Below are 23,145 nucleotides of genomic sequence, written 5' to 3' on the forward strand. Positions count from 1 at the left end.
CCGATGGCTGCAATTACCGCTAGCATGGTTGCCGAACTGCGCGCGAAGACCGACGCTCCCATGATGGAGTGCAAGAAGGCCCTGACGGAAGCCGACGGCGACCTGGCCAAGGCCGAGGAACTGCTGCGCGTCAAGCTGGGCACGAAGGCTGGCAAGGCTGCCGCCCGCATCACCGCCGAAGGCGTGGTCGCCAGCTTCATCGAGGGCACGACCGGCGCCCTGATCGAAGTGAACAGCGAAACCGACTTCGTGAGCAAGAACGACAGCTTCATCGCCCTGGCCAAGGCCGCGGCCGAACTGGTCGCCAAGCACAACCCCGCCGACGTGGAAGCCCTGGGCGCGCTGCCCTACAGCCAGGAAAGCTTCGGCCCCACGCTGGAAGAAGTGCGCAAGGGCCTGATCGGCAAGATCGGCGAGAACATGTCCTTCCGCCGCTTCAAGCGCTTCTCCGGCTCCAAGCTGGCTTCCTACCTGCACGGCACCCGCATCGGCGTGGTGGTGGAGTTCGACGGCGACGAAACCGCCGCCAAGGACGTCGCCATGCACATCGCCGCCATGAAGCCCGTGGCCCTGACCAGCGCCGACGTGCCCGCCGAGCTGATCGAGAAGGAGCGTACCGTCGCTGCCGCCAAGGCCGCCGAATCCGGCAAGCCTGCCGACATCGCCGCCAAGATGGTGGAAGGCTCGGTGCAGAAGTACCTCAAGGAAGTCTCGCTGTTCGACCAGGTCTTCGTGAAGGCCGCAGACGGCAAGCAGACCGTGGGCCAGATGCTCAAGGCCGCCAACACCACCGTGAAGGGCTTCACGCTCTACGTCGTGGGCGAAGGCATCGAGAAGAAGGTGGACGACTTCGCGGCCGAAGTGGCCGCGCAAGTGGCCGCCGCCAAGGCTGCAGCCTGATCCCTGGTCCCGTACAGTTCCCCGATTCCACCACCCGAAGAGAAACGCCCATGTCCCTCGCCGCTCCAGCCCACAAGCGCATTCTGCTCAAGTTGTCTGGAGAGGCTCTCATGGGTGACGACGCCTTCGGCATCAACCGCGCCACCATCGTCCGGATGGTCGAGGAGATCGCCGAGGTCACGCGCATGGGCGTGCAGGTCGCGGTGGTGATCGGGGGCGGGAACATCTTCCGCGGCGTCGCGGGAGGCTCCGTCGGCATGGACCGCGCCACCGCCGACTACATGGGCATGCTGGCCACGGTCATGAACGCCCTCGCGCTCGCCGACGCCATGGACAAGCAGGGCCTCATCGCCCGCGTGATGTCGGCCATCGGCATCGAGCAGGTGGTGGAGCCGTACGTGCGGCCCAAGGCGCTGCAGTACCTGGAAGAGGGCAAGGTCGTGGTGTTCGCCGCCGGCACCGGCAACCCCTTCTTCACGACGGATACCGCCGCGGCCCTGCGCGGTGCCGAGATCGGCGCCGAGGTGGTGCTCAAGGCGACCAAGGTGGACGGCGTGTACACCGCCGATCCCAAGAAGGACCCGACGGCGACGCGCTACACCAAGCTCACCTTCGACGAGGCCATGTCCCGCAACCTGGGCATCCTGGATGCCACGGCGTTCGCGCTCTGCCGCGACCAGAAGCTGCCCATCCGCGTCTTCTCGATCGTGAAGCACGGCGCACTCAAGCGCGTGGTGATGGGCGAGGACGAAGGAACGCTGGTGTACGCTTGACGCCCGACTGCACCGCGCCCTCGGCGGCTTGGCGCCGCCCCGGGCGACGGATGCGCGCACAGGAGAACACATGACGATTGCCGACATCAAGAAAAACACCGAAGCCAGGATGGACCAGTCCATCGTGGCTTTCAAGAACAACCTCGCCAAGATCCGCACCGGCCGTGCGAATCCGGCGTTGCTCGACTCCGTCCAGGTCGAGTACTACGGCTCCATGGTGCCACTGTCGCAGGTGGCGAACGTGTCGCTGATCGATGCGCGCACCATCAGCGTCCAGCCCTGGGAGAAGGGCATGGGCGCCAAGATCGAGAAGGCCATCCGCGAAAGCGAACTGGGCCTGAACCCCGCCTCCATGGGCGACCTCATCCGCGTGCCGATGCCGCCGATGAGCGAGGAGCGCCGCAAGGAGATGACCAAGCTCGCGCGCAACGAAGGCGAGGGCGCCAAGGTGGCCGTGCGCAACCTGCGCCGCGACGCCAACGAATCGGTCAAGAAGCTCGTGAAGGACAAGCTCGCTTCCGAGGACGAGCAGAAGCGCGCCGAAGCCGACATCCAGAAGGTGACCGACAAGCACATCGCCGAGATCGATGCGCTCGTGGCCGCCAAGGAACAGGAAATCATGGCGGTCTGATCGGCCCGTTGCACGGGTTCGATCGATGCCTTCCATGTCCACTGCCTCGCCAGCCAACCCCCACCACATTGCCATCGTCATGGATGGCAATGGCCGGTGGGCCACGCGCCGGTTCCTGCCGCGGCTGGCAGGCCACAAGCAGGGCGTGGAGGCGCTCAAGCGCTGCGCCCGCGACTGCGTGGAGCGCGGCGTGGCCGTGCTGACCGTGTTCGCCTTCTCGTCCGAGAACTGGAACCGCCCCGCCGAGGAGGTGTCCGGTCTCATGGACCTGCTGGCCAAGGCCCTCGCGCGCGAGGTGCCGCAACTGCAGAAGGATGGCGTGCGCCTGCATTTCGTGGGCGAGAAGTCCACGCTGTCCGAGAAGGTCCGCGCCGGCCTGGCGCAGGCCGAGGCCGCCACGGCCCACAACCAGCGCCTCGTGCTGAACGTGTGCTTCAACTACGGCGGGCGCTGGGACATCGCCCAGGCGGCCTCCGCGCTCGCGGCACGCGGCGAGCCCATCACCGAGGCCAGCCTCCACACCGCCATGGGCCTGGCCCACGTGCCGGATCCCGACCTCGTGATCCGCACGGGCGGCGAGATGCGCATCAGCAATTTCCTGCTGTGGCAGTGCGCGTATTCCGAGCTGTATTTCAGTGACCGCCTCTGGCCCGATTTCGACGGTGCCGCCCTGGACCAGGCCATCGCCGCCTACGGGGCGCGGGAGCGCCGCTTCGGCAAGACATCCGAGCAATTGCTGGCCTCCCCGACCTCGTCGGCGTGTGCCTGAAGGGGTTCCCATGCTGGTGACGCGCATCCTCACGGCCATCGTTCTGCTGGCCATCCTGCTGCCGGCGCTCTTCGCCGGCTCGGTCGTGCCCTTCGCGGCCGTGGTGCTGGTGCTCATGGCCGCCGCCGGCTGGGAGTGGGGCCGGCTGCAGGGGCTGGGCCAGCCGGCGTCCCTGGCGGTGGGTGCGGCCTGCGTGCTGCTCTGCGCCGCCAGTTGGGCGGGCGGCTGGACGGAGCGACCGCTGCCCTGGCTCTGGGCCGCCGCGGGAGCCGGCTGGGTGCTCTGCGGCGCCTGGCTGCTGCGCCACGGCGTGGAGGGCTGGCCGCGCATTCCGCATCCGGTGCGCCTGGCCGGCGGGGTGCTGGCCCTCTGGCTGGCCTGGCTGGCTGCCGTGCAGGCGCGCACCATCGGCATCAATTTCCTGCTGTCCGTGCTCGTGCTGGTCTGGGTCGCGGACATCTTCGCCTACTTTGCCGGCCGGGCATTCGGCCTGCGCTTCACGCGTTCCAGGCTGGCGCCGTCCATCAGTCCCGGCAAGAGCTGGGAAGGTGTCTGGGGCGGCATGGCCGGCGTGATCGTGCTCGCCGCGGCCTGGGCGGCAGCCGATGCTGCCTCGCAGGCCCTGGTCCCGAGCTTCTACACGCGGCTCGCCGCCAAGGGCTGGTGGCTGCTGGTCATCGGCGCGGTGTTCATGGCCTGCATGAGCGTGGTGGGCGATCTCGTCGAATCGCTGGTCAAGCGCAGCGCCGGCGCCAAGGACAGCAGCCGGCTGCTGCCCGGCCACGGCGGCGTGCTCGACCGCGTGGACGCGCTGCTGCCCACGCTGCCCCTGGCCATGATGCTCACCCATTTCGCTGCCCCATGAAACAACGCCTTACCGTCCTGGGTTCCACCGGCTCCATCGGAACCAGCACCCTGGACGTGGTCGCGCGCCACCCCGGCTGCTACGAGATCTTCGCGCTGAGCGCCGCCACGCAGGTGGATGCCATGGCGGCGCAGTGCCTGCGCTTTGGTCCGCGCTACGCGGTCATGGCGAGTCCGGAACATGCCCGCGCGCTGCGGGAAGCATTGGCTGCGCAGGGCTCGTCCACCGAGGTGATGGACACCCCCGATGCCCTGCAGGCGATTTCGGCGCACCCCGAGGTGGACGTGGTCATGGCGGCCATCGTCGGCGCCGCCGGGCTCGCTCCCTGCCTGGCTGCCGCGCGCGCGGGCAAGCGCCTGCTGCTGGCGAACAAGGAAGCACTGGTCGTGGGGGGCGAGGTGTTCATGTCCGCCGTGCGCGAAGGCGGCGCCACGCTGCTGCCCATCGACAGCGAGCATTCCGCCATTTTCCAGTGCCTGCCCGAGGATGTGTCCTCCTGGCCGCGGCGCGTGGACCACATCCTGCTCACCGCGTCCGGCGGCCCGTTCCGCACCCGCGAGCCCGCCACCCTGCGCGACGTGACGCCCGAGCAGGCCTGCGCCCATCCCAACTTCTCCATGGGGCGCAAGATCTCGGTGGATTCCGCGACCATGATGAACAAGGCGCTGGAAGTGATCGAGGCGCGCTGGCTGTTCAACTTGGCGCCGGAGCAGATCCAGGTGGTCATCCATCCGCAGCAGATCATCCATTCGATGGTGCAGTTCAAGGATGCTTCCGTGCTGGCCCAGCTGGGCACTCCCGACATGCGCGTGCCGATCGCCTGCGGCCTCGCCTGGCCCGAGCGCATCGAGAGCGGTACGCCCCGGCTCGATTTCCGCAGCCTGGCCGCCCTGACCTTCGAGGAGGCCGACGCCACGCGCTTTCCCGGGCTGCACCTGTCGTGGCAGGCCCTGCGCGCCGCGCCGGGCACCACCGCGGTGCTCAATGCGGCCAACGAGGTGGCGGTGGCGTCGTTCCTGGAGCGCCGCATCCGTTTCGACCAGATCCACCGGCTGAATCTTGCAACTCTGGAGGCGGTATCGCCCTCCAACCCGGACTCGCTGGGCGCATTGCTCGACCTCGACGCCCAGGCGCGCTCGGTCGCGCGGCACCGGGCAGAGCGGCTCGCGGCCTGACCGCCGCGTTCCTCCACCGTACGGGAGTGCCCCATGCTTCTCACCATCGTCGCCTTCGTCGTCGCCCTGGGCCTGCTCATCGCGGTCCATGAGTACGGGCACTACCGCGTGGCCGTGGCGTGCGGCGTCAAGGTCCTGCGTTTCTCCGTGGGCTTCGGCAAGCCGCTGCTGCGCTGGCAGCCGCGCGGATCCTCCACCGAATTCGTGATCGGCGCCTTCCCGCTCGGGGGCTACGTGCGCATGCTCGACGAGCGCGAGGCGCCGGTGGACCCTGCCGAGCGCCACCTCGCCTTCAACAACCAGCCCCTGCGCGCGCGCGCGGCCATCGTCGCCGCCGGCCCGATCGCCAACCTTCTGCTGGCCGTGGTGCTCTATGCGGTGGTCAACTGGATCGGTGTGCAGGAGCCGCGCGCCATCCTCGCCAGCCCCGCCGCCGGCTCCGTGGCCTACGACGCCGGACTGCGCGGAGGCGAACTGGTGGTGGGGGCCGCCATCGGTGCCGACGAGCTGGAGCCGGTCCGTTCCTTCGAGGACCTGCGCTGGGCGCTCACGCGCGGTGCCCTCGACGGCCAGGACGTGCGGCTGCAGGTCGAATCCGATCCGGGCGCGCCGCGCCGGGAACTGGTGCTGGAGCTGCACGACTTCGACGCGCGCGAGGCAGATGCGCAGCTGTTCCGCAAGATCGGCGTGCTGGGCCCGTGGACCCGCCCGGTCATCGGCGAAGTCGTCGCCGGCGGCGCCGCGCAGCGTGCCGGCCTGCGCGAAGGGGACACGGTGCTGCAGGTGGGTGCCACGCCCGTGGTGGACGGCCAGCAGCTGCGCGAGTTGATCCGCGCCTCCGTGCGCGACGGCAAGGCCGCCATGCAGACCTGGCGCATCGACCGGGCAGGGCGCGCGGTCGATCTGCAGGTGACGCCCGACGTGGTGCGCCAGGATGGCGCGGCGCCCGCGGGTCGCATCGGCGCGTACGTGGGCGCCCAGCCCGCGATGGTCACCGTGCGCCACGGCCCGCTCGAAGGCCTCTGGAAGGGCGTGACACGTACCTGGGAGGTCTCCGCGCTCACGCTGCGCATGATGGGCCGCATGGTGGTCGGCGAAGCCTCGCTCAAGAACCTGAGCGGGCCGCTCACCATCGCCGACTACGCGGGCCGTTCGGCCAGCCTCGGATTCACCCAGTACCTCGTGTTCCTGGCCCTCATCAGCGTGAGCCTGGGGGTGCTGAACCTGCTGCCGCTGCCGGTCCTCGATGGGGGTCACCTGATGTATTATCTTTGGGAAGGCGTGACCGGCAGGGGCGTGTCCGACGCCTGGATGGAGCGATTGCAGAGGGGCGGCGTCGCATTGCTCCTCGTGATGATGTCCATCGCCCTCTTCAACGACGTCACCCGGCTTTTTGGCTAAACCTACCGCCGCATGAATCCGCCATGTCGGCACCAGTTCACTCATGAAAAAACACATCAACCGCCTGGGCGTGCGTACGGCATGCGCCGTTGCCGCCATGGTCTTCGTCGCGCAGGCTGCCTGGGCCCTTGAACCGTTCAAGGTCCAGGACATCCGGGTGGAAGGCCTGCAGCGCGTGGAGCCGGGCACGGTGTTCGCCTCCATGCCGCTGCGCGTGGGCGACGACTACAACGACGAGAAGGGCGCGGCCGCCATCCGCTCGCTCTTCGCGCTGGGCCTGTTCAAGGACGTGCGCCTGGAGGCCAGCGGCAACGTGCTCGTGGTGGTCGTGGAGGAGCGCCCGACCATCGCCGACGTCGATTTCGCAGGCACCAAGGAGTTCGACAAGGACACCCTCAAGAAGGCCATGCGGGACGTGGGCCTGACCGAAGGGCGGCCCTACGACAAGGCCCTGACCGACCGGGCCGAGCAGGAACTCAAGCGCCAGTACATCAACAAGAGCCTGTACGGCGCCGAGGTGGTGACCACGGTGACGCCCATCGAGCGCAACCGCGTCAACCTCACCTTCACGGTGACCGAGGGCGAGCCCGCCAAGATCAAGGACATCCACATCAACGGCGCGCAGGCCTTCAGCGAATCCACGCTCAAGGGCCTGTTCGACCAGGACACCGGCGGCTGGCTGAGCTGGTACACCAAGTCCGACCGCTATTCCCGCACCAAGCTCAATGCCGACCTGGAGACGCTGCGCTCCTACTACCTCGCGCGTGGCTACCTCGAGTTCCGCATCGACTCCACCCAGGTGGCGGTGTCGCCGGACAAGCAGGACATCAGCATCACGATCAACATCACCGAAGGCCAGCGCTACGTGGTCTCCGGCGTGAAGCTGGAAGGCAACTACCTGGACCGCGACGACGAGTTCAAGTCGCTCATCACCATCCAGCCCGGCGAGCCCTACAACGCCGACAAGGTCACCGAGACCACCAAGGCGTTCACCGACCACTTCGGCAACTTCGGTTTCGCCTTCGCCCGCGTCGAGGCCGTGCCCGAGATCGACCGCGAGAACAACCGCGTGGCCCTCGTGCTGCGTGCCGAGCCCTCGCGCCGCGCCTACGTGCGCCGCATCGTGGTGAGCGGCAACAACCGCACCCGCGACGAAGTGATCCGGCGCGAATTCCGCCAGTACGAGGCGTCCTGGTACGACGGCGACAAGATCCGCCTTTCGCGCGACCGCGTGGACCGCCTGGGCTACTTCACCGAGGTGAACGTCGAGACCCAGGAGGTCTCGGGCTCGCCCGACCAGGTCGACCTGGTGGTGAACGTGGCCGAGAAGCCCACCGGCTCCCTGCAGCTGGGCGCGGGCTTCTCGAGCGCCGAGAAGGTGTCGCTGTCGTTCAGCATCAAGCAGGAGAACGTGTTCGGCTCGGGCAACTACCTGGGCGTGGACGTGAACACCAGCAAGTACCGCCGCACGCTGGTGCTCAGCACCACCAACCCGTACTTCACCCCGGACGGCATCTCCCGCACGCTGGACCTCTACTACCGCACCGACAAGCCCTACCAGGACCAGGGCGGCAACTACCAGCTCATCACCGCCGGCACGAGCGTGCGCTTCGGCATCCCGTTCAGCGAGACCGACACCGTGTTCTTCGGCGGCGGGGTGGAGAACACGCGCATCAAGCTGGGCACGAACATTCCCGCGGCCTACCTTTCCTACGCCAACACGTACGGCACCAGCAGCATGGCCCTTCCCCTGACCGTGGGCTGGTCGCGCGACGACCGCGACAGTGCCCTGGCGCCGAATTCGGGCCGCTACCAGCGCCTGAACTCCGACTGGTCGGTGGCGGGCGATGCGCGCTACGTGCGGGCCAACTACCAGTTCCAGCAGTACGTGCCGCTGAACAAGAAGTTCACCCTGGCATTCAACTCCGAGCTGGGCTGGGGCAAGGGCCTGAACGGCCGGCCCTACCCGGTGTTCAAGAACTTCTACTCCGGCGGCCTCGGCTCGGTGCGCGGCTTCGACCAGGGCACCCTGGGCCCGCGCGACGTCACCGGCGCCTCCCTGGGCGGCCCGAAGAAGGTCACGCTCAACGCCGAATTCATCGCACCGTTCCCCGGTGCGGGCAACGACCGTACGCTGCGCGTGTTCACGTTCGTGGACGCCGGCAACGTTTACGGCGAAGACGAGAAGGTCACCTTCAGCGACATGCGTGTCTCTGCAGGCCTGGGCCTGAGCTGGATTTCCCCGCTCGGTCCGCTTCGCCTCGCTTTCGCGCAACCGGTGCGCAAGTTCGCCGGCGATAAAATCCAGAAATTGCAATTCCAGATCGGAACGTCTTTCTAATGAAATCCCTTTCCCGCCATATTCCCCTGGTCCTTCTGCTCGGCGCGCTCGGCGCGGCCGTGCCCGCGCAGGCACAGGAGTTCAAGGCCGGTTTCGTGAACACCGACCGCATCTTCCGCGAAGCCAGCACGGCCAAGGCCGCACAGGCCAAGCTGGAGCAGGAATTCTCCAAGCGCGAGAAGGACCTCGTCGACCAGGGCGCTGCGCTCAAGGCCGCCACCGAGAAGTTCGAGCGCGAGGCCCCCACCATGGCCGAGAGCCAGCGCACGGCCCGCCAGCGCCAGCTGGCCGACCAGGACCGCGACTTCCAGCGCAAGCGCCGCGAATTCCAGGACGACCTGGCCGCGCGCAAGAACGAAGAACTGGGCCAGGTGCTGGAGCGCGCCAACCGCGCCGTCAAGCAGGTGGCCGAGGCCGAGAAGTACGACGTCATCCTGCAGGAAGCCGTCTACATCAACCCCAAGCACGACATCACCGACAAGGTGATCAAGGCGCTGAATGCAGGCGCGGGCGCCAGTGCGAAGTGATCGCAGCGGCAGCCGGTCGGCGCGCGCGGGGCATGCCGCGTGAGCGTGCGTCTCAGGCAGATTGTTGAGGCGCTGGGCGGAACGATCGAAGGGGGCGACGGCAACGTCGAGATTCTTCGCATCGCCCCGCTCGACTCGGCGGAACCGGGCGACCTGGCTTTCCTGAGCAATCCGCGCTATCGGCAACAACTGGCCGCCTCCCGGGCGGCCTGTGTCATTGTGGCGCCCGCGATGCGCGAGGAAGCGCTGGCGCGCGGCGCGTGCATCGTGGCGGATGATCCGTACGCCTATTTCGCGCGGGCGACGCAGCTCTGGAAGCGCCTGCATGGCCGCACGCCCGCGGCAGGCGTCCATCCGTCCGCAGTGGTGGATCCGGACGCCTTCGTCGATCCCTCGGCGCGCATCGGCCCGCTCTGCGTGGTCGAGCGCGGCGCGCACATCGGCGCGGGCACGGTGCTGACCTCGCGCATCACGGTGGGCGAGGGCTGCCGCATCGGCGAGCGCTGCCTGCTGCACCCGGGCGTGGTGATCGGGGCGGACGGCTTCGGCTTCGCGCCCGACGGCGGCGCCTGGACCAAGATCGAGCAGCTCGGGGCGGTGCGCATCGGCGACGACGTGGAGATCGGCGCCAACACCTGCATCGACCGCGGCGCGCTGGACGACACCGTCATCGAGGATGGCGTCAAGCTCGACAACCTCGTGCAGATCGGCCACAACGTCCGCATCGGGCGGCACACGGCCGTGGCCGGCTGCACCGGCGTGTCCGGCAGCACGCGCATCGGCGCGCACTGCATGATCGGCGGCGCCGCCATGATCCTGGGGCACCTGGAGATCGCCGACGGCGTTCAGGTGTCTCCGGGCACGGCCATCACGCGGTCCGTCCTGCGGCCCGGGCTCTACTCCGGCATGTTTCCCTTCGACGAAAATGCGAAGTGGGAAAAGAACGCGGCCACGCTGCGCCAGCTCCACGGGCTGCGCGCGCGCATCATGGCCCTCGAAGAACAGATACGAAAAGACGGTCCCACCGCACACATCCAATGATGGACATCCACCAAATCCTCAAGCTCCTGCCGCACCGCTATCCCTTCCTGCTGGTGGACCGCGTCGTCGAACTCGAAAGGGGCCAGCGCATCCAGGCGATCAAGAACGTCACGATCAACGAGCCGTTCTTCACGGGGCATTTCCCGAGCCGCCCGGTGATGCCCGGCGTGCTGATGCTCGAGGCGCTCGCGCAGGCGGCAGGCCTGCTGTCCTTCGACATGATGGGCGAGGCCCCGGGCGACGACAAGGTGTTCTATTTCGTCGGCATCGACGGCGCGCGCTTCAAGCGGCCCGTGGAGCCGGGCGACCAGCTCATCCTCGACGTCAAGCTCGACCGCATCAAGGGCGGCATCTACAAGTTCGCCGGCGTGGCGCGCGTGGGCGACAGCACCGCGTGCGAAGCCGAGATCATGTGCACCATGCGGACCGTCGCCTGATGGGCTGAGGGCGCGGGCACATGAGCAGCATCCATTCCACGGCCATCGTCGATCCGGGCGCCGAGCTGGACAGCTCGGTCACCGTCGGCCCCTATGCGGTCATCGGCCCCAAGGTGCGCATCGGGGCCGGGACCCGTGTCGGGCCGCACTGCGTGATCGAGGGCCGCACGACGATCGGGCGCGACAACCAGATCTTCCAGTTCGCCTCGCTCGGCGCGGTCCCCCAGGACAAGAAATATGCCGGGGAAGACACGTGCCTGGAGATCGGCGACCGCAACACGATCCGCGAGTTCTGCACCTTCAACCTCGGCGTGCCGGGCGCGGGGGGCATCACGCGCGTGGGCGACGACAACTGGATCATGGCCTACTGCCACATCGCGCACGACTGCCTGGTGGGCAACCACACCACGCTCTCGAACAACACCACGCTGGCCGGCCATGTCGAACTGGGCGACTGGGTGACCGTCGGCGGGCTGGTGGGCATCCACCAGTTCGTGAAGATCGGCGCGCATGCGATGGTCGGCTTCGCCTCGGCGGTGTCGCAGGACGTGCCGCCTTTCATGCTGGTCGATGGCAATCCGATGGGCGTGCGCGGCTTCAACATCGTCGGCCTGAAGCGCCGCGGCTTCTCCGCGGACCGCCTCGCCGCGGTCAAGCAGATGCATCGCCTGCTGTACCGCCAGGGGCTGACCCTGGAGGCGGCCGCCAGGGCGATCGAGGAGCTTCCGGCCGCGCACCCCGAGGCCGCGGGCGACATCGCCCTGCTGCGCGATTTCATCGCTTCCTCGACACGCGGCATCGCGCGCTGAAGAGGAGCGCACAGCCATGCAAGACGCCCCGCGCATCGCGATGGTGGCCGGCGAGACGTCCGGCGACCTGCTCGCCGGCCTGCTCCTGGACGGCCTGCATGCGCAGTGGCCGGCGGTGTCCGCGCAGGGTATCGGCGGGCCGCAGATGGAGCGCCGGGGTTTCCATTGCCTGTGGCCGAGCGAGCGCCTCGCGGTGCATGGCTACAGCGTCGAACTGGCGCGCCGCCTCTGGGGCATCGTGCGCATCCGCCAGCAATTGCGCAGCCGCCTGCTGGCGGAGCGGCCCGACCTGTTCATCGGCGTCGATGCCCCGGATTTCAACCTGGGCCTGGAGGCCGACCTGCGCGCTGCCGGCATCAGGACCGTGCATTTCGTCTGCCCCTCCATCTGGGCCTGGCGCGCGGAACGCGTCCACAAGATCCGCCGCAGCGCCGACCATGTGCTGTGCATCTTCCCTTTCGAGCCCGGGCTGCTGGCGCGCCATGGCATCGATGCGACCTACGTGGGCCATCCGCTGGCGCAGGTCATTCCGATGGAACCCGACCGCCTCGCGGCCCGCGCGCAGCTGGGACTGGGGGCGGACGACGAGGTGCTGGCCATCCTGCCCGGCAGCCGTTCCGCGGAAGTCGCCTATATCGCCCGGCCGTTCTTCCAGGCGGCGGCGCTGCTGCGACAGGCGCGGCCCGGCCTGAAGATGGTGGTGCCGGCAGTGCCGGCGCTGCGCGCGCGCATCGAGCAGATCGCCGCCGAGTGCGGCATGCGCGATGCTCTGCAGATCACGGCCGGCCAGTCCCACGCCGTGCTGGCGGCCTGCGACTGCACGCTGATCGCCAGCGGGACCGCGACGCTGGAGGCCGCGCTGTTCAAGCGGCCCATGGTCATCGCCTACCACATGCACCCCATCAGCTGGCGCCTGATGCGCCGCAAGCAACTGCAGCCCTGGGTGGGGCTGCCCAACATCCTGTGCGGCGACTTCGTGGTGCCCGAGCTGCTGCAGGACGCAGCCACGCCGCAGGCCCTGGCCACGGCCGTGATGCAGTGGCTGGACGCACCTGCCGGCCAGCGCGACGCGCTGGCGCGGCGCTTCACCGCGCTGCACGAGGAACTGCGCCGCGATACCCCGAGATTGGCCGCCGATGCGATCCAGAAAATCCTTGCCGCGCGTTGAGCAGGCCCATCTGCCATGGCATCCGCCGGGGCTCGTCGCGGGCGTGGACGAGGCGGGCCGCGGACCGCTGGCCGGACCCGTGGTCGCCGCGGCCGTCATCCTGGACGAACTGCAGCCCATCGAAGGCCTGGCGGACTCCAAGACCCTCACCGCCGCCCGCCGCGAGGCGCTGTTCGACGAGATCCGCGCCAAGGCGCTGTGCTGCAGCGTGGCCGAGGCCTCGGTGGAAGAGATCGATACGCTGAACATCCTGCAGGCCACCATGCTGGCGATGCGCCGCGCCGTGGCCGGCCTGCGGCTCAAGCCGGTGCGCGTGCTCGTGGACGGCAACCGCCTGCCGCCGCTCGATGTACCCGCCGAGGCCATCGTCAAGGGCGACGCGCTGGTGCAGGCCATCTCGGCTGCTTCCATCCTGGCCAAGGTCACGCGCGACCGCTGGTGCGCGCAACTGCACCAGGCCTATCCACACTACGGTTTCGCCTCGCACAAGGGCTACGGCACGGCGGAGCACATGGCGGCCCTGCAGGCCCATGGCGCATGCCCGGAACACCGCCGCTCCTTCGCACCGGTCGCGGCAGCGGTGCAGCGCACCGTGGTCATGCAGGCCACCGCCACCATCGTGACCACCGTGGAAACCACCGTGTCCGTGCGCCCTGCGGTGCCCCGGCCCGCGGAAGGGCTGCACGCATGACCACCGGGCCGACCTTCATCCAGTCGCGCGACAACACCTTCGTGAAGGACCTGCGGCGGCTGGCGCAGGACAGCGGCGCCTACCGCCGCCAGGGCCGCGTCTGGCTCGAGGGCGACCATCTCTGCCGTGCCGCACTGGAGCGCGGCGTGCAGCCGGCCATCGGCGTCTATGCCGAATCCGCCTGGCCGGAGTGGGAGCGTGCATGGGGAGGCGCCGCCGCACGCAACGTGGTGCTCGCCGATGCGCTCTGGGCCGACGTGAGCGGCCTCGAGTCGCCGGCGCGCATGGGCTTCGTGGTGCCCGCGCCCGAGGCGCCGGTGCTGCAGGCCGGCCTGCCGACCGTGGTGCTGGACCGGCTGCAGGACGCCGGAAACGTGGGGTCCATCCTGCGCAGCGCCTCGGCTTTCGGCTTCCGCCAGGTGGCCGCCCTGAAAGGCACGGCGGGCCTCTGGAGCCCCAAGGTGCTGCGGGCGGGCATGGGCGCGCACTTCGCGCTGCACCTGGTGGAGGGGCTGGCGGTGGACGACATCGACGCGCTGGACCTGCCGCTGCTGGCCACGAGTTCGCACGGCGGCGACCTGCTGCACCGCGCGCGCCTGCCCTGGCCCTGCGGCTGGATCCTGGGCCATGAAGGGCAAGGCGTGTCGGAGGCACTGCAGCAGCGTGCCACGCACCTGATCCGTATCGCGCAGCCGGGGGGCGAGGAATCGCTCAACGTGGGCGCGGCGGCGGCCATCTGCCTGCACGCGAGCGCGGCGCACGCGGATTCCTTAGAATAAGGCCGATCGTCCTGCTGGCGGCAGGGGCGACGCGCTATGCATCGCGGGGCAGGAAAGCATCTCCCGCCGTGAGCGGCGGATGCCGGTAGGTGGCCGGGGTCCGGCCCAACGCCACCGGACTTCCCAGGCCGCGGTAACCGGAATCCATCTCGACCACCATCTTCCGGTGCGCGGTGTGCGGATGCTCCAGCGCCGCGTCCACGTTCAGCACGGGAGCCGCCGGCACGCCGGCGGCCATCAGCCGTTCTACCAGCGGGGCGGCCTGCAGGGCTTGCGTCGCGTCCTCCAGCAGGGGCTTCAGTTCCGAGCGGTGGCGCGACCGGTCCCCCGCCCGCGCGAAGCGCGGATCGTCCGCCAGCTCCGGACGGCCTATGCAGCGGCAGAAGGCCGCGAACTGGCGGTCGTTGCCCACCGTGACGAAGACCGGCTCGCTGGCGGTGCGCAGCGTATCGTACGGATAGATGTTGGGATGGGCATTGCCGCTGCGGCCCGGTACGCGTCCATCCATGAACCAGTTCGCCGCATGCGGATGCAGCAGCGAGAGGCCGCTGTCGTAGAGTGCCGCCTCCACGAGCTGGCCCCGGCCGCTGCGCTGGCGCTCCTGCAGGGCGAGCAGCACGCCGATGACGGCATGCAGCCCCGTCACCATGTCCACCACCGGCAGGCCGACGCGCAGCGCGCCGCCGCCCGATTCGCCGTTGACGCTCATGATGCCGGCCATGGCCTGCACCGCTGCGTCGTAGCCCGGCAGTCCGCCCAGCGGGCCGTCGCTGCCGAAGCCGCTCACGCGGCACCAGACCAGGCGCGGAAACCGCCGCGACAGCTCGCCATATCCGATGCCCCAGCGCTCCATCGTGCCGGACTTGAAATTCTCCACGAGCACGTCGGCCTGTGCGGCCAGCTCGAGCAGGCGGCCCCGGCCTTCCTCGCTCGACAGATCGAGGTGCTGCACCCGCTTGTTGCGGTTCAGTCCCATGTAGTACGACGCCACGCCGCCCTGGAACGGCGGGCCCCAGGTGCGCGTATCGTCTCCCTCGGGCGGCTCCACCTTGAGCACGTCGGCACCGTGGTCGCCCAGGATCTGGCCGCAGTACGGCCCGCCGAGGATGCGCGAGAGATCGAGCACCCGGATGCCGGCCAGTGCGCCGGTGCCTGCTGTATCAGTCAAGGCGGACTCCCGACTGGTGGACCACCTGCGCCCACTTGGCCGTCTCGTCGGCGATGAAGCGCCCCAGCGCCTGCGGGCGTGTATCGGCTGCGGCTTCCAGCCCCTGCGAGGCGAACAGCGTCTTGACCTTGGCGGTGGAGAGGGCTTCGGCGAATGCCTTGTTGAGGAGGGCGATGCGGTCGGCCGGCGTACCTGCGGGAGCCACCACGCCGAAGAACACGCTGACGTCGTAGCCCGGATAGCCCTGTTCGGCCACCGTGGGTACGTCGGGCAGGGCCTGCGAGCGCTTCGAGGTCGTCACCCCCAGCGCGCGCAATTTGCCGGCTTTCACGTAGGGCTGGGCAGTCAGCACGTCGGTGAAGCTCATGGCGACCTGGCCCCCCAGCAAATCATTGAGCGCGGGTCCGGTGCCCTTGTAGGGTATGTGCAGGAAGTCGGTGCCCGCCACGGAGTTGAACAGCACCCCCGCCAGGTGCGACGATGCGCCGCTGCCCGAGGAGGCGTACGCCAGCTTGCCCGGGTGGGCGCGGCCGTAGGCCACGAGCTCCTGCACGTTGCGCGCCGGCACGCTGGGGTGCACCACCAGGATGTTGGGCAGGTAGCCCACCCGGATCACGGGCGCATAGCTCTTGACCGGGTCGTACCCGGGTCTGGCGTAGAGGCTGGCATTGATGGCCAGCGGGCCCGACGTGCCGAACATGAGCGTGTAGCCGTCGGGTTCCGCCCGCGCGACGTATTCGGCGCCGATGTTGCCGTTGGCCCCGGCGCGGTTCTCCACGATCATGGGCTGGCCGATACGGTCCTTGATCTCCGCGGCCAGGGTGCGCGCCATGGCATCGGTCGGCCCGCCGGGCGGGTAGGGGATCACCAGGGTGATCGGCTTGGCCGGGAAGGCGTCCGCAGCGACCGCGGGCGCCAGGAAAGAGGCCGCCAGCAGGGCGCAGGCGGCGGACATCAGGGTGCGTTTCTTCATCTTGCCTTGTCTCCGTTGTGGTTGTGGTGGCGGATGGCTCAGGCCGTCGCGGCGGCCTCCCGTGCCGTGCCGCTGCGGTCCTGCCATTCGGCTGGCGGCACGTCGGGCCGCAGCGGATCGCGCGGCAGCACGCGGTGCCACAGCGCCATCCGGGCCCAGTGCATCCGCGCTGCCGAGCCGGTCCTGGCCGCCTCCCAGGCCATGGCGATGGCGCTGGTGCAGTGGTAGAGCGCGGACGCGGCCTGGCGGGCCAGCACCTCGCCGCCGTCGTCCTGCAGCGCGGCTTCGGCCAGTGCGCAGGCGCGCTTGAAGCTGTGGGCCAGGGCGGCGGCGAAGGCCGGGGGCAGTGCGGCATCCTCCAGCAGCGCGGCGTTGTGGGCGGACAGCACGGGCAGCGAGCCTTCGCGGCGGATGGCGCGCAGAACGTCCAGCGCGACGATGTTGCTCGTGCCTTCCCAGATCGATCCCAGGTGCGCGTCGCGCACCAGGCGCGCGTCGCTGAACTCCTCGATGTAGCCGCAGCCGCCGCGCACTTCCATCGCATCTCCGGTCACCTTGCGCGCGTCGCGGCACGCTCGGAACTTGATGAGCGGCGTGAGGATGCGCAGCAGGGCATAGGCATCCTTCTCGCCCGCGTCCGAGCGTGCGAGCGCACGGGCGGTCTGGAACACCATGGTCCGGGCCTGCTCCGCCGGCACGCGCAGCTTGTCGAGCTGGCGGCGCATGAGCGGCATGTCCTGCAGTGCACGGCCGAAGGCACGGCGCTCGGATGCGACGAATTCGGCTTCGGAGACCGCCCGCCGCATCAGCCCCGCGGCGCGCACGCCGTTGGACAGGCGCGAGTTGTTCACCATATCGGCCATCTGCACGAAGCCCCGGCCCTCCTCGCCCACGAGATGGGCCACCGCGCCCGCGAGCTGGATCTCGCCGCTGGCCATGGAGCGCGTGCCCAGCTTGTCTTTCAACCGGACGATGCGGTAATGGTTGAGGCTCCCGTCCTCCAGGCGGCGCGGCAGCAGGAAGAGCGAGACCCCCTTCAGGCCCTCCGGTGCCCCGTCGATGCGGGCCAGCACCATCGCGAACCCGGCGTCGGGGTTCGAGCAGAACCACTTGTCTCCGGTGAGGCGCCAGCTGCCGTCCGCGGCGGGCGTGGCCCGCGTGGCGGTGGCGGCGATGTCGGAGCCGGCACCCTGTTCGGTCATGAACATGGCGCCCTGCGCCAGTTCGTCGAAATCGAGCGACGTGAGGGCCGGCAGATAGCGGGCCAGCAGTTCCGGGCTGCCGAACCTGCGCAGCGTGCGCGTCAGCGAGTCGGTCATGGAGACCGGGCAGCACAGGCCGAACTCGGCCTGCACGAAGAGATAGGTCAGGACGTACTTGACCAGCGCCGGCATGGGGCCCTGCCAGCCCAGCGTTTCCTCGCGGTGGGACATGGCCCCGAGGCCGAACTCGCTGAGCGCCAGCCGTTCCATCTCCACGTAGGCCGGATGCTTGACGATGCGCTGGACGTCGAGGCCGGTGCGCGTCCGGTGCTCGAGCACCGGGGGATTCCGGTCGGCGGTGCCGGCCAGGTCGTCCAGCAGGCCCCCCGCGAGACCGCCCAGCCGCTCGAAGTGCGGCCGCATGTGGGTATAGAGCGCGTCCGGCAGATAGAGCGCCAGCAGGGAGTGCAGTTCGGTGTCGGTGTCGAACAGATTGCGGCCGTGGCCATCCGGAACCGGATGGGAATCGGCCGCCCGGAAAGGCTGCGGCATCGTGGTGTCTCCTTGTCGATTCCCCATTCTTCGCCGCGTGGTCATTCGTGTCTAATATCGATTGGGTCTTGCGCCATTCGAAACTCCTATCGCCACACCGCCATGGAACTGAGGCACCTGCGCTACTTCGCGGTACTCGCGGACGAACTGCACTTCGGGCGCGCCGCAGCCCGGTTGAACATGTCGCAGCCACCGCTCTCGGTGGCCATCCGGCAGCTGGAGGAGCGCGTCGGGGCGCAACTCTTCGAACGGACCCCCAAGGAGGTGCGCCTCACCCCTGCCGGCCGGGCCCTCAAGGCATCCGCGCGGCGGGTGCTGGCGCAAGCGGAGGAGGCGTTATCCGAAGCGCGCGGCGTGGCTGCGGGGCTCGCAGGCCGGCTGCGCATCGGCTTCGTGGGCGCCATGCTGTACCGCGGACTGCCTCAGGCGCTGGGTGTTTTCCAGCAGCGCCATCCGGGCGTGCGTGTTTCGCTGCAGGAATTGAACTCCGGTGAACAGATCGGCGAACTGCTGCACGACCGGCTGGACCTGGGTTTCGTCCATACGAGCCGCATGCCGGCGACGCTGCAGCAGCGCCTGCTGGTGACCGAGCCCTTCATGTGCTGCCTGCCTGCGGGGCATCGACTGGCGCGCAGGAAGGTCATCGATCTGCGCGATCTCGCGGGCGAGCCCTTCGTCCTGTTCGCGCGCGCAGTCTCGCCCGACTACCATGCGCGCATCCTGTCGATCTGCGCGAGCGCGGGCTTCCAGCCGGAAATAGGGCACGAGGTGCGGCACTGGCTCGCGGTGGTCTCCCTGGTCTCGCAGGGCCTCGGCGTCGCCCTGGTGCCGCAGGCCATGGAGCATTCACGCCTGCCAGGAGCGGTGTTCCGGCCGGTGGGTCCTGCCGTGGCCCAGTCCGAGGCCTACGCCGTATGGCCCGCGGCACCGGAGAATCCGTTGGTCGGCGATCTGATGGCGATCCTCCTGGCCGGTGGGCCGGCAGGCTCCAGCGGGCGCCGGGAGCACGCTGGCAGTGCTCCATGAAAAAACCCCTGACTCTTGCGAATCAGGGGTTTTTTGTTTGGTGCCGGAGAGATGAATCGAACACCCGACCTTCTCATTACGAATGAGCTGCTCTACCGACTGAGCTACACCGGCGAAGAATTGAATTATATACCGGAATGGTAGCGTGTCACGCGTTCCACTTCATTTTTTGATCCGAGGATCACGCTGACGCGTTCGTGCAACTGCTTCGGCTGGATGTCCAGGATGCGTTCCTTGCCGTTGGTCGCCGCACCGCCGGCCTGCTCGATCAGCCAGGACATCGGGTTGGCCTCGTACATCAGGCGCAGCTTGCCCGGCTTGTTCGGCTCGCGCTTGTCCCAGGGGTAGAGGAAGATGCCGCCGCGCGTGAGGATGCGGTGCACGTCCGCCACCATGCTGGCGATCCAGCGCATGTTGAAGTCCTTCTCGCGCGGGCCTTCCGTGCCGGCCAGGCATTCGTCGATGTAGCGCTTCACCGGGGCATCCCAGTGGCGCATGTTGCTCATGTTGATCGCGAATTCCTTGGTATCGGCGGGAATCTTCACGTTCTCTTCCACCAGCACGAACGAGCCTTGCTCGCGGTCGAGCGTGAACATCGCCACGCCGTCGCCCACCGTGAGCACCAGCGTGGTCTGCGGGCCGTAGATGCAGTAGCCGGCGGCCACCTGGCTGGAGCCGGCCTGCAGGAAGTCCTCGGTGGTCACGCCGGGGTGGCCCTCGGGCTTCTTCAGCACGCTGAAGATGGTGCCGATGCTCACGTTCACGTCGATGTTGGAGGAGCCGTCGAGGGGATCGAAGAGCAGCAGGTACTCGCCCTGGGGGTAGCGGTTGGGCACCACGTAGATGCTGTCCATCTCTTCCGACGCCATGGCGGCCAGGTGGCCGCCCCATTCGTTGGCCTCGATGAGCACTTCGTTGGCGATGATGTCCAGCTTCTTCTGGATCTCGCCCTGCACGTTCTCGCTGGAGGCCGAGCCCAGCACGCCGCCGAGGGCGCCCTTGTTCACGGCGTGGCTGATGTGCTTGCAGGCGCGGGCCACCACCTCCAGCAGCAGGCGCAGCTGCGAGGGGATGAGGCCATCGACGCGCTGCTGCTCGACGAGGTAGCGGGTGAGGCTGATGCGTTGTGCCATGTTCGGTGGATCTCTCGTTTCTCTTTCGAAAGGGATGTCCGGCCTGCCGGATCAGTCGGCGAGCGCGCGGCCGACCACCTCGCGCACGTCGTTGGACAGGTCGGGCTTCGCCGCCACGCGGGCGATGGCGTCGCGCGCGGCCGTCCGGTAGGGTTCGGCGAGCTTGCTCCAGCGGTCGAGGGCGCGCGCGAGGCGGGCTGCCACCTGCGGGTTCAGCGTGTCGAGCTCGATCACGCGGTCGGCCCAGAAGGCGTAGCCGGCGGCGTCCTGGCGATGGAAGGCCCCGGGGTTGGCGCTGCAATAGCTGAAGATCAGGCTGCGCGCGCGGTTCGGGTTCTTGAGGCTGAAGTCCGGGTGCTTCATCAGTTCCTTCACGGCGGGCAGCACGTCGCCGCCGCGGTCCGGAGCACCGGCCTGCAGCGCGAACCACTTGTCCAGCACCAGCGCCTCGTCCTTGAACATCGCATGGAAGCGCGCCAGGGCCTGCGCGGCGAGCGGCTGGCCGCTGGCCACCAGGGCGGCCAGCGCGTTGAAGCGGTCGGTCATGTTGCCCGCATCCTTGAAGCGCTGGTAGGCCCTGCCCGGCCAGACGGTGTCGCCCGTGCGGCGCGCTGCCAGGCACAGCATCGACAGCGCCATGCCGGCCAGCGCGCGGCGGCCGGAGGACGTGGCATCGGGCCGGTAGCCGCCGGTGTCGTGGTGCTGCTCCCATGTCCATTCCCAGTCGGGCTGCAGGGCCACGGCGAGCTGCTGGCGCATGGCCTCGCGCACGGCGTGCACGCGCTGCGGATCGACCACGTCGAGCTGCTCGGCGATATAGCCTTCGGAGGGCAGGGCGAGCACCAGTTCCTTGAAGGCGGCGTCCAGCGCGGGATGGCGCAGCACATCGCGCATCGCGGCGACGAAGCTCGCCGGCAGCAGTTCCCGCTGCAGCGCGCCGTCGGCAGGCACGTCCAGCGACGTGTCGCCGATGGCCTGGATGGCGATGCGCAGCGCGAGGCGCTGGCCGGCCTCCCAGCGGTTGAACGGATCGGTGTCGTGGGCGAGCAGCGTGAGCAGTTGCGCGTCGGTGGCCTCGATGTCCAGCAGCACCGGGGCGCTGAAGCCGCGCAGCAGCGACGGCACCGGCTCCGACGGCACGTTCACGAAGGTATAGGTGTGGGCGGGCTCGGTGAGCACCACGGTGCGGTCCGGGGCGCCGGCCCCGGCCTCGCCTTCGAGCTGCAGGGGCAGGGCGGCGCCGTCGGCGCCGAGCAGTCCCAGCGCCACGGGGATCACCATCGGTTCCTTCACGGGCTGGCCGGGCGTGGGCGCGATGCCCTGTTCCAGCGTGAGCGTGTAGGTGCGGGCGCCGGCGTCGTAGGCGCCGCGGGCGCGCACGCGCGGCGTCCCGGCCTGGGCGTACCAGCGCTTGAACTGCGGCAGCAGGCGGGCCAGTTCGCTGCCCGGGTTGGCGTCGGCGATGGCCTGCGCGAAATCGTCGCAGGTCACGGCCTGGCCGTCATGGCGCTCGAAGTAGAGCTTCATGCCCGCGGCGAAACCGTCGCGGCCGACCAGCGTGTGCATCATGCGCACGACCTCGGCCCCCTTCTCGTAGATGGTGACGGTGTAGAAGTTGTTGATCTCGACGTAGCTGTCCGGGCGCACGGGGTGCGCCATCGGGCCGGCGTCCTCGGGGAACTGCACGGTGCGCAGCACGCGCACGTCCTCGATGCGCTTGACGGCGCGCGCCGACGGGCTGCCCGAGAGGTCCTGGCTGAATTCCTGGTCGCGGAAAACCGTGAGGCCTTCCTTGAGCGACAGCTGGAACCAGTCGCGGCAGGTGACGCGGTTGCCGGTCCAGTTGTGGAAATACTCGTGGCCCACCACCGATTCGATGTTCGCGAAATCGGCATCGGTGGCCGTGGACTGGCTCGCCAGCACGTACTTCGTGTTGAAGATGTTCAGGCCCTTGTTCTCCATCGCGCCCATGTTGAAGTCGCTGGTGGCGACGATCATGAAGCGTTCGAGGTCGAGCGGCAGGCCGAAGCGCGCCTCGTCCCAGGCGATGCTGGCCATGAGCGAATTCATCGCGTGCTCGGTCTTTTCCAGGTCGCCCGGGCGCACGAAGATCTGCAGCAGGTGGTCGTTGCCGGAGCGTGCGCGGATGCGCTGCTCGCGCGCCACCAGCTTGCCCGCGACCAGCGCGAACAGGTAGCAGGGCTTCTTGTGCGGATCGACCCACTTGGCGAAGTGCCGGCCGTCGTCCAGCGCGCCCTGGTCCACCAGGTTGCCGTTGGACAGCAGCACCGGATATTCGGCCCTGTCGGCGCGCAGCGTGACGGTGTAGCTCGCCATCACGTCCGGACGGTCGAGGAAGTAGGTGATGCGGCGGAAGCCCTCGGCCTCGCACTGCGTGAAGAACGTGCCCTGGCTCACGTAGAGGCCCGAGAGCTGGGTGTTCTTCACGGGCGCGCAGGTGGTGAAGATCTCCAGGTCGAACGGCTCGTGGCCCTCGGGCAGGTTCTCCAGCACGAGCTGGGCGCCTTCGAGCTTGAAGGACGTGCCCGCCCCGTTGACCAGCACCCGTGCGAGGTTCAGATCCTCGCCGTCCAGGCGCAGGGGGCCCGGCGGAACGTCGGCGTTGCGGCGCACGCGCAGGCGGCTGAGCACCCGGGTCTTGGCGGGGTCCAGGTCGAACGTGAGGTCCACGCTGTCGATCCAGAACGCGGGGGCGGTGTAGTCGGCACGGTGGATGGCCGTGGCGGCCTGTCCTTCTCTCATCATGGCTTGGCTGCTTTCCGG

At 68.9% G+C, this 23,145-nt stretch carries 21 protein-coding genes and 1 tRNA gene; 16 read left to right on the forward strand and 6 right to left on the reverse strand.

All coding sequences use genetic code 11. The annotated features are described in order from the left end of the window. Nucleotides 1–3: 3 nt before the first annotated feature. The 15 genes from tsf (at nucleotide 4) to ACGHC0_RS09425 (ending at nucleotide 14,307) form a co-directional block, all read left to right on the forward strand. Complete coding sequence (gene tsf, locus ACGHC0_RS09355) at nucleotides 4–900, forward strand: translation elongation factor Ts (protein ID WP_011794954.1); 897 nt, start codon at nucleotides 4–6, stop codon at nucleotides 898–900. 50 nt (nucleotides 901–950) lie between these two features. Next, nucleotides 951–1,673 carry a UMP kinase gene (gene pyrH / locus ACGHC0_RS09360; protein WP_368354962.1) on the forward strand — a complete coding sequence of 241 codons (723 nt, stop codon included), beginning with the start codon at nucleotides 951–953 and terminating at the stop codon, nucleotides 1,671–1,673. A 70-nt stretch (nucleotides 1,674–1,743) separates the two neighbouring features. Further along, on the forward strand, nucleotides 1,744–2,304 hold the full coding sequence (gene frr / locus ACGHC0_RS09365; RefSeq protein ID WP_368354963.1) for a ribosome recycling factor: 561 nt from the start codon (nucleotides 1,744–1,746) through the stop codon (nucleotides 2,302–2,304). Between the two features lie 25 nt (nucleotides 2,305–2,329). Beyond that, nucleotides 2,330–3,073 (forward strand): polyprenyl diphosphate synthase, encoded by a 744-nt coding sequence (gene uppS, locus ACGHC0_RS09370; RefSeq protein ID WP_415268044.1) that lies wholly within the window; start codon nucleotides 2,330–2,332, stop codon nucleotides 3,071–3,073. Between the two features lie 10 nt (nucleotides 3,074–3,083). Next, nucleotides 3,084–3,938, forward strand: a complete 855-nt coding sequence (locus tag ACGHC0_RS09375) for a phosphatidate cytidylyltransferase (protein WP_415268045.1) — start codon at nucleotides 3,084–3,086, stop codon at nucleotides 3,936–3,938. Then, complete coding sequence (gene ispC, locus ACGHC0_RS09380; protein WP_415268046.1) at nucleotides 3,935–5,113, forward strand: 1-deoxy-D-xylulose-5-phosphate reductoisomerase; 1,179 nt, start codon at nucleotides 3,935–3,937, stop codon at nucleotides 5,111–5,113. Before ACGHC0_RS09375 ends, ispC begins: the two co-directional genes overlap by 4 nt. Nucleotides 5,114–5,146: 33 nt before the next feature. Then, nucleotides 5,147–6,514 (forward strand): RIP metalloprotease RseP, encoded by a 1,368-nt coding sequence (gene rseP, locus ACGHC0_RS09385; RefSeq protein ID WP_415268047.1) that lies wholly within the window; start codon nucleotides 5,147–5,149, stop codon nucleotides 6,512–6,514. A 43-nt stretch (nucleotides 6,515–6,557) separates the two neighbouring features. Next, on the forward strand, nucleotides 6,558–8,855 hold the full coding sequence (gene bamA / locus ACGHC0_RS09390) for an outer membrane protein assembly factor BamA (protein WP_368354967.1): 2,298 nt from the start codon (nucleotides 6,558–6,560) through the stop codon (nucleotides 8,853–8,855). After that, nucleotides 8,855–9,382, forward strand: coding sequence for an OmpH family outer membrane protein (locus ACGHC0_RS09395; RefSeq protein WP_013594206.1), 528 nt, complete (start codon nucleotides 8,855–8,857; stop codon nucleotides 9,380–9,382). The genes bamA and ACGHC0_RS09395 overlap by 1 nt, the downstream gene beginning before the upstream one ends. Before the next feature lie 39 nt (nucleotides 9,383–9,421). Next, nucleotides 9,422–10,423 carry a UDP-3-O-(3-hydroxymyristoyl)glucosamine N-acyltransferase gene (gene lpxD / locus ACGHC0_RS09400; RefSeq protein WP_415268048.1) on the forward strand — a complete coding sequence of 334 codons (1,002 nt, stop codon included), beginning with the start codon at nucleotides 9,422–9,424 and terminating at the stop codon, nucleotides 10,421–10,423. Beyond that, nucleotides 10,420–10,860 carry a 3-hydroxyacyl-ACP dehydratase FabZ gene (gene fabZ / locus ACGHC0_RS09405; protein WP_368354969.1) on the forward strand — a complete coding sequence of 147 codons (441 nt, stop codon included), beginning with the start codon at nucleotides 10,420–10,422 and terminating at the stop codon, nucleotides 10,858–10,860. The genes lpxD and fabZ overlap by 4 nt, the downstream gene beginning before the upstream one ends. A gap of 20 nt (nucleotides 10,861–10,880) precedes the next feature. Beyond that, on the forward strand, nucleotides 10,881–11,669 hold the full coding sequence (gene lpxA, locus ACGHC0_RS09410; RefSeq protein ID WP_415268049.1) for an acyl-ACP--UDP-N-acetylglucosamine O-acyltransferase: 789 nt from the start codon (nucleotides 10,881–10,883) through the stop codon (nucleotides 11,667–11,669). 16 nt (nucleotides 11,670–11,685) lie between these two features. After that, complete coding sequence (lpxB, locus tag ACGHC0_RS09415) at nucleotides 11,686–12,837, forward strand: lipid-A-disaccharide synthase (protein ID WP_415268050.1); 1,152 nt, start codon at nucleotides 11,686–11,688, stop codon at nucleotides 12,835–12,837. Beyond that, nucleotides 12,806–13,528 (forward strand): ribonuclease HII, encoded by a 723-nt coding sequence (gene rnhB, locus ACGHC0_RS09420; protein WP_368354972.1) that lies wholly within the window; start codon nucleotides 12,806–12,808, stop codon nucleotides 13,526–13,528. Before lpxB ends, rnhB begins: the two co-directional genes overlap by 32 nt. After that, entirely contained in the window at nucleotides 13,525–14,307 is a 783-nt protein-coding gene (locus ACGHC0_RS09425; RefSeq protein ID WP_415268051.1) for a TrmH family RNA methyltransferase, read from the forward strand. The genes rnhB and ACGHC0_RS09425 overlap by 4 nt, the downstream gene beginning before the upstream one ends. A gap of 34 nt (nucleotides 14,308–14,341) precedes the next feature. On the opposite strand, the gene ACGHC0_RS09430 is transcribed toward ACGHC0_RS09425, so the two are convergent. From ACGHC0_RS09430 to ACGHC0_RS09440, 3 genes are read right to left on the reverse strand one after another with little or no spacing between them, the layout of a single operon-like run. Beyond that, on the reverse strand, nucleotides 14,342–15,475 hold the full coding sequence (locus ACGHC0_RS09430) for a CaiB/BaiF CoA transferase family protein (protein WP_368354974.1): 1,134 nt from the start codon (nucleotides 15,473–15,475) through the stop codon (nucleotides 14,342–14,344). Further along, nucleotides 15,468–16,448 carry a Bug family tripartite tricarboxylate transporter substrate binding protein gene (locus ACGHC0_RS09435; protein WP_415268052.1) on the reverse strand — a complete coding sequence of 327 codons (981 nt, stop codon included), beginning with the start codon at nucleotides 16,446–16,448 and terminating at the stop codon, nucleotides 15,468–15,470. Before ACGHC0_RS09435 ends, ACGHC0_RS09430 begins: the two co-directional genes overlap by 8 nt. Nucleotides 16,449–16,486: 38 nt before the next feature. After that, a complete protein-coding gene (locus tag ACGHC0_RS09440) occupies nucleotides 16,487–18,202 on the reverse strand; it encodes an acyl-CoA dehydrogenase family protein (protein ID WP_368354976.1) in 1,716 nt (571 codons plus the stop codon). Nucleotides 18,203–18,304: 102 nt separating this feature from the next. Here ACGHC0_RS09440 and ACGHC0_RS09445 point away from each other — a divergent pair, with 102 nt between their 5' ends. Next, complete coding sequence (locus ACGHC0_RS09445) at nucleotides 18,305–19,228, forward strand: LysR family transcriptional regulator (RefSeq protein WP_368354977.1); 924 nt, start codon at nucleotides 18,305–18,307, stop codon at nucleotides 19,226–19,228. A gap of 38 nt (nucleotides 19,229–19,266) precedes the next feature. Here the strand turns inward: ACGHC0_RS09445 and ACGHC0_RS09450 are convergent. The 3 genes from ACGHC0_RS09450 to pepN form a co-directional block, all read right to left on the reverse strand. Next, nucleotides 19,267–19,342, reverse strand: a tRNA-Thr gene (locus ACGHC0_RS09450). A gap of 11 nt (nucleotides 19,343–19,353) precedes the next feature. Then, on the reverse strand, nucleotides 19,354–20,361 hold the full coding sequence (locus ACGHC0_RS09455) for a class 1 fructose-bisphosphatase (RefSeq protein WP_013594218.1): 1,008 nt from the start codon (nucleotides 20,359–20,361) through the stop codon (nucleotides 19,354–19,356). Nucleotides 20,362–20,412: 51 nt separating this feature from the next. Then, nucleotides 20,413–23,124, reverse strand: coding sequence for an aminopeptidase N (pepN, locus tag ACGHC0_RS09460; protein ID WP_415268397.1), 2,712 nt, complete (start codon nucleotides 23,122–23,124; stop codon nucleotides 20,413–20,415). Nucleotides 23,125–23,145: the final 21 nt, after the last annotated feature.

The organism is Acidovorax sacchari, assembly GCF_042847045.1.
Classification (GTDB): domain Bacteria; phylum Pseudomonadota; class Gammaproteobacteria; order Burkholderiales; family Burkholderiaceae_C; genus Paracidovorax; species Paracidovorax sacchari.